Origin of the sequence: Nocardia sp. NPDC058497 (assembly GCF_042720195.1) — a bacterium.
Lineage (GTDB): Bacteria > Actinomycetota > Actinomycetes > Mycobacteriales > Mycobacteriaceae > Nocardia.
Window position 1 is genome coordinate 1 of the sequence record NZ_JBHXMY010000364.1, and the last position, 6,166, is coordinate 6,166.

4 protein-coding genes and 1 pseudogene are annotated in these 6,166 nt (G+C 70.8%); 2 read left to right on the plus strand and 3 right to left on the minus strand.

The window, feature by feature from the left end:
* The coding region (locus tag ACFWPJ_RS22000) for an alkaline phosphatase D family protein (protein WP_378854132.1) at window positions 1–826 on the plus strand (826 nt) is incomplete at its 5' end.
* A 75-nt stretch (window positions 827–901) separates the two neighbouring features.
* On the opposite strand, the gene ACFWPJ_RS22005 is transcribed toward ACFWPJ_RS22000, so the two are convergent.
* A complete protein-coding gene (locus ACFWPJ_RS22005) occupies window positions 902–2,071 on the minus strand; it encodes a phosphotransferase family protein (RefSeq protein WP_378854134.1) in 1,170 nt (389 codons plus the stop codon).
* A gap of 193 nt (window positions 2,072–2,264) precedes the next feature.
* Here ACFWPJ_RS22005 and ACFWPJ_RS22010 point away from each other — a divergent pair, with 193 nt between their 5' ends.
* A complete protein-coding gene (locus tag ACFWPJ_RS22010) occupies window positions 2,265–3,284 on the plus strand; it encodes a hypothetical protein (RefSeq protein ID WP_378854136.1) in 1,020 nt (339 codons plus the stop codon).
* A gap of 9 nt (window positions 3,285–3,293) precedes the next feature.
* On the opposite strand, the gene ACFWPJ_RS22015 is transcribed toward ACFWPJ_RS22010, so the two are convergent.
* Window positions 3,294–4,262 (minus strand): DUF389 domain-containing protein, encoded by a 969-nt coding sequence (locus ACFWPJ_RS22015; protein WP_378854138.1) that lies wholly within the window; start codon window positions 4,260–4,262, stop codon window positions 3,294–3,296.
* Between the two features lie 76 nt (window positions 4,263–4,338).
* Window positions 4,339–6,033: pseudogene (gene aspS, locus ACFWPJ_RS22020) on the minus strand (aspartate--tRNA ligase); the annotation flags it as partial.
* Window positions 6,034–6,166 lie beyond the last annotated feature (133 nt).

A 6,166-nucleotide genomic window follows, 5' to 3' on the forward strand; every position in this document is an offset into this window, starting at 1 on the left:
CGCGCGGGCCCCGGGGGGGGGGCGGGGGGGCCGCCCCCCCCCCCCCCGCACCGAGGTGCAGATCTATCGCAGGCTGCGGTTCGGCACCCTCGCCGAGCTGTCGATGCTGGACCTGCGCAGCTACCGCGACCACGAGGCGGGCCCCGGCGCCGGCTGGCGCAACGCCGACGACCCGGTCCGCACCATCACCGGCCGCGCCCAGATGGACTGGCTGACCGCGGGCCTGACCTCCTCCCCCGCGCAGTGGAAGCTGATCGGCAACTCGGTGATGGTCGCGCCGCTGGTGTTCCCGCCGCTGGAACCGGCGACCACCCAGGCGATCACCGAGGCGCTCGGCATCCCGCAGGGCGGCCTGACCGTCAACGGCGACCAGTGGGACGGCTACACCGCCGACCGGCGCACCCTGTTCCGGACGATCGCCGACAACAAGGTGGGCGATGTCGTGTTCCTCACCGGCGACATCCACACCTCCTGGGCCGCCGATCTGCCGCTGGACGCCGCGAACTACCCGGGCGGTCCGACGGTCGGCGCGGAGTTCGTCATCCCGTCCGTGAGCTCCTCCAGCGTCGGCGACCTGCTGAAGATGCCGCCGCGCACCGCGTCGGTCCCGGCCGAAGAGGCCATCAAGGCGGCCAATCACCACCTGCGCTACACCGAGCTGGACTCGCACGGTTTCGGCGTGCTCGAGGTGACCCCGGCGCAGACACAGATGGACTGGTTCTACGTCGCCGACGTCACCGACCCGGCGACCGGCGTGCGGCACGGCGTGTCGTTCGCCGTCCCGGCGGGTGGGCGCATCGAACCAAGGCCGACCCCGCTGCACTGACCTGGCACCACGCTCGCCGGGCGCGATCCCGTCAGGCGCCCTCGGCGCAACGCCTCGAGCGCGGCCGCTGCGCGGCTACTCCGCCCAGCGCTCTTCCAGCATCGCCGACACCTGCTCGGCGAAGTCGCCGACCGCGTCGTCCCCGGTGACCCGCGCGTCCTCGGCCAGCGCCGACCAGCGGTTGATCAGGGCCTCCGAGCGCGGCACGGACAGGCCGTGTTCGCGCGCGGTGGCGATGCGGGTGTGATCGGCGGGCAGGAACCAGTACGTCGACAGCCACACCCAGATCAGGCGCGCCTCGAGGATTCGCTCGGCCAGCACGGTGTCGTCGGCCAGCGACGGCCACACCCCGACCACGACCGAGCGCCAGGCCTCGACCATCTCCCTGGCGCGGCTGCGCGAGAGCTCGAAATCGCACAGGCAACCCGGGAACGACACCAGCGCGTAGGCGATGTCGAGGGTGGCGTCACGGAAACCGCCCCACTCGTAGTCGAGGAACCGGGCGCCCTCGTCGTTCATGATCACGTTGTCGGGGCACAGGTCCGACGGGCTGAACGCGCGATACCGGCCGCCGGTGAACAGGCGGTTGCCGTGCACGATGCGCTCGGCGATCTCGCCGGGCACCTCGATGCCGAGTTCGGCCTCGAGCAGCCCGGGGACATCGGCGATCGCGGCCTGGGCCTGCTGGGCGATCCCGTCGACGCGATGCACCGAGTCGACCCGGCGCATCAGGGCGACGAAGTCCGGTTCGCGGCCGACGGTCGCCGCGTGCATCCGGCCCAGCGCCTGCGCGAACGCCATCAGCGCGTTGCGGGTGCCCGGCTCGGCGCGGGTCTGCAGCACGGAGGTGAGCAGCGCGTTGTCGCCCAGATCGGACAGCACCAGCAGCCGGTCGGGCACGCTGTGCGCGATCAGGTAGGCGCCGGGGCGCTGTTCGCGGCTCAGCGCGGTGGTGAACTGGTAGGACACCGCCTCACGCAGGAACGCCGCGTCGATGCTGGCGACTCCGGGCGCCATGCCACCGGTGCGGCGGTCCGAAGCGGTACCGCGCACCTGCTTCACGATCAGCGTGCGCGGCAGCGAGAAAGCGTTTTCCGCAACACGCACGCGTAGGACTGTCGTCCTACCACTGCCACTGAGCTCCATCGGATCACTCAGCTTCACCGCAGCACCCATTCGCTTTGTGAGCAACTGTTGTGCTGCGGACACGACGTCGGCGGCGCGTTCGGCCAATAGTGCGGTCATCGCCTCTCAAGCTACTCGTACCTGGTCACTTCTAGCGAGCGGTTACACAACCTTTCCGCGTCGCCCGGCGTGTTGGCACCGAGGTTGCGCGAGTGTGACTGTTCGCTTGACACACCCGACTGTCGTCGGGTTTTCTCATCGTCAACTGCTGTGCGCCACACCGCAAACCGGTTGAGTCGAAAGGTCTACCACAGTGACCGACACACCGTACGCCGCATCGAGCGATTCACCGGGTGGGTCGCCGCGATCCGGCGGTGGCGGACAGTTCGCCGAGGGCGCGGGCCGCCATGAGGGAGCGGGGCAGCCGCCCGCGTCCGGGTCCGGACCGAGCAGGCACGGAATGGCCGGTGGCGCAGGCTATCCGCAATTCGAAGGGCCCGGCGCCGCGCAGTACGGCGAGGAACCGCTCGAGCCCGCGCCGCCGATTGCCGGACCGGCCACCGCCACACCACAGTACGGGCCGGCGGGCACCGGTCCCGGTTACGCCGCGCCGCAGGCGAGACCGGACAATCCCGGTTACGCCGCCGCCCCCGCGCCCGGCGTGTCGGCCACCGGCGGCGGGCAGACGCCGGGTTACTACCATTCGGGAGCACAGGCACTCGATATCGGCCGCTCGCTGAGCTACGGCTGGGAGCGGTTCCGCACCAACCCGGGTCCGTGGCTGGGCGTCACCGCGGTCGGGGTGCTCATCTATCTGGCCGTCCTCGCGATCGTCCAGATCTTCGATCCCACCTCGCTGTTCACCGTGCTGTTTTTGTTCCTGATGGTCGCGGTAGGGCTGTGGCTGCTGCAGGCGGTGATGATCCGCGGCGCGCTCTACGAAACCGACGGTTACCCACCGGCTTTCGGGTCGTTCTTCCGATTCGTGAACGCGGGCAATGTCTTGCTGACGGCGCTGCTCGCCTTCGCCGCGACGCTGCTCGCCTCGTCGCTGTGCCTGCTGCCGGGCCTGGTCGTCGGGTTCCTGTGCATGTTCTCGCTGCACTTCGTCATCGATCAGGACTACGGTCCGCTGGAGGCGATCAAGGCGAGCGCGGTGCTGGTGCTGGCCAACCTGTGGGCCGCGCTGCTGCTCGCGCTGACGGTCACCCTGGTCACCATCGTCGGTGCGGCGCTGTGCGGGCTCGGCCTGTTCGTCGCCGGTCCGGTGTGCGCGATCGCGGTGACCTACTCCTACCGGATGCTCACCGCGGGGCCGGTCGCCCGGGTCTGAACCCCGGGGTCAGTGCTTCAGCGGGGTGCGCATCCCGATGGCCCGCTTGAACCGGCCGACCGGACCTTCCTCGTCACCCGCGCGCGGGCGCAGCTCCAGCACGAGGACGCCCGCGACGACGATACCGATCAGGTTCACCGCCAGCTGACCCGCCGACTCGAACGCGCGCTGCCACTGGCCGATCGTCGCCGCCACCACCGCGTACCCGGCGGCGGGCACCGTGGTGACGGAGATGAACACGCCGATCAGGGCCGCCGATTTCGCCGTCACCAGCGACAGCATGCCCGCCGCGCCCGCCAGGATCGCCACGACCAGCGAGAACGGCCCGACCTGGTAGATGAAGTCCACATCGTGGGCGCCCACGACGCCTTCGGTGGTGATCCAGCCGAGCCGCTCCCACAGCAGCGTCGCGGCCAGCGTGATCACCATCGCGGCCGGGAAGGCCACGGCCAGCGCGATCACCGAGCGCCGGGCCAGCCGCCAGTTGCGGCGCACCAGCGCCACCGACAGCGCCGCCAGCGGACCGAACTCGGGGCCGACCACCATCGCGCCGACGATGGTGACCGGGGAGTTCGTCGCCACACCGACCGAGGCCAGCAGGCAGGCGATGGTCAGGAACGCGACGAAGGTGGCGTTGAGCGAGGACTCCTCGTGGGTCTCCTCGAGCAGCTGCTCCCAGACCACAGCTTCGCTCGGGTCACCGGGCGCGGCCCTGACCGCCCGGTCTGCGGCATCGGAGAGCACCGCCTCGACGGGCCCTAGCGTGATGCCACCGGTCTGCTCGATCCCGAGGGCCTTGATGTCGGCGAGGACCTTGTTGGCGGCCTCACGCGCCACATCGGCCTGCACGAGATCGCCGTGTGGTTCCACGGCGATCCCGCGCGCGACCGTCAGATGGGTGACCCCCGCGTCGGCTTCGAGCGCCCGCACGAGGGCGTCGGTCTGCTCGGTCGGACTGATCACACGCAGATGCAGCACCGGTGGCCCTTCTGGTCGGTGCCGCCGGGGGCGACACAGGAACTGACCAGAAGGTACCGGCTACGGTCGGCGACCGCTATTTCTCGGCGGCAACGGCTTTCGGCGCGTCAGCGGGAGCCTTGCCGTCGCCCTTGACCTCGGGCTTGGCGTCGATGCCGGCTTCCTTGCGCTGCTGCGCGGTGATCGGGGCCGGCGCGTCGGTGAGCGGGTCGACGCCGCCACCGGTCTTCGGGAACGCGATCACCTCGCGGATCGAGTCCTCGCCCGCCAGCAGCGCGGTGATGCGGTCCCAGCCGAAGGCGAGGCCGCCGTGCGGCGGGGCGCCGTAGGCGAAGGCGTCGAGCAGGAAGCCGAACTTCTCCTGCGCCTCGTCGTGGCCGATGCCCATCACCTTGAACACGCGTTCCTGCACGTCGCGGCGGTGGATACGGATGGAACCGCCACCGATCTCGTTGCCGTTGCAGACGATGTCGTAGGCGTAGGCCAGCGCCGAACCCGGGTCGGTGTCGAAGGTGTCGATCGACTCCGGCTTGGGCGAGGTGAACGCGTGGTGCACCGCGGTCCAGGCCGAGTAGCCGAGGGCGACGTCACCGCTGGCGGTCGCCTCGGCGGTGGGCTCGAACATCGGGGCGTCGACGATCCAGACGAAAGCCCAGGCGTTCGGGTCGATGAGGTCGCACTTGCGGGCGATCTCGCCGCGCGCGGCGCCGAGCAGGGCCCGGCTCGATTTGACCGCGCCCGCGGCGAAGAACACACAGTCACCCGGCTCGGCGCCGACCTGCTTGGCCAGGCCCTCACGCTCGGCGTCGGTCAGGTTCTTGGCGACGGGGCCGCCCAGGGTGCCGTCCTCGTTGATCAGGATGTAGGCCAGGCCCTTGGCGCCGCGCTGCTTGGCCCATTCCTGCCAGGCGTCGAGCTGACGCCGCGGCTGGCTCGCGCCGCCCGGCATGACGACCGCGCCGACGTACTCGGACTGGAACACCCGGAACGGGGTGTTGGCGAAGTAGTCGGTGAGCTCGGTGATCTCGATCCCGAAGCGCAGGTCGGGCTTGTCCGAACCGAAGCGGCGCATCGCCTCGGCGTAGGTCATGTGCGGGATCGGGGTCACGATGTCGTGGCCGACCAGCTTCCACAGCGCGGTCAGGATGTCCTCGGCCAGCAGGATCACGTCCTCCTGGCGCACGAAGCTCATCTCAAGGTCGAGCTGGGTGAACTCGGGCTGGCGGTCGGCGCGGAAGTCCTCGTCGCGGTAGCAGCGCGCGATCTGGAAGTAGCGCTCGATGCCGCCGACCATCAGCAGCTGCTTGAACAGCTGCGGGCTCTGCGGCAGGGCGTAGAAGCTGCCCGGCTGCAGACGCGCGGGGACCAGGAAGTCGCGGGCGCCCTCGGGGGTCGAGCGGGTCAGCGTGGGGGTCTCCACCTCGATGAACTCGTGGCGGGCCAGCACGTCGCGGGCGGCGGCGTTGACCTTGGAGCGCAGCCGGATGGCGTGGCCCGGTCCTTCGCGGCGCAGGTCGAGGTAGCGGTACTTGAGGCGGGCCTCGTCGCCGGGGGTCTCGTCGAGCTGGAACGGCAGCGGGGCGCTCTCGTTGAGTACGACCAGGTCGGTGACGTTGACCTCGATCTGCCCGGTCGGCAGCTCGGGGTTCTCGTTGCCGTCGGGACGCTGCTCCACCACACCGGTGACCTGCACACAGAATTCCGCGCGGAGCTTGTGGGCCTGTTCGGCAGCTTCGCCCTCGCGGAAAACCACCTGGGCCGCCCCCGGGGCGGGGGGGCGCTAGCTTAAGTTGACGCCCCCCGGGGGACCACCCCCGGGCCCCCCCCCCGGGGGGGGGTGGGGGCGCGGCGGGGGGCCCCCCCGCGGGGGGTGGTAGGGCCCCCCGCGCGGCCCCCCGCGCACC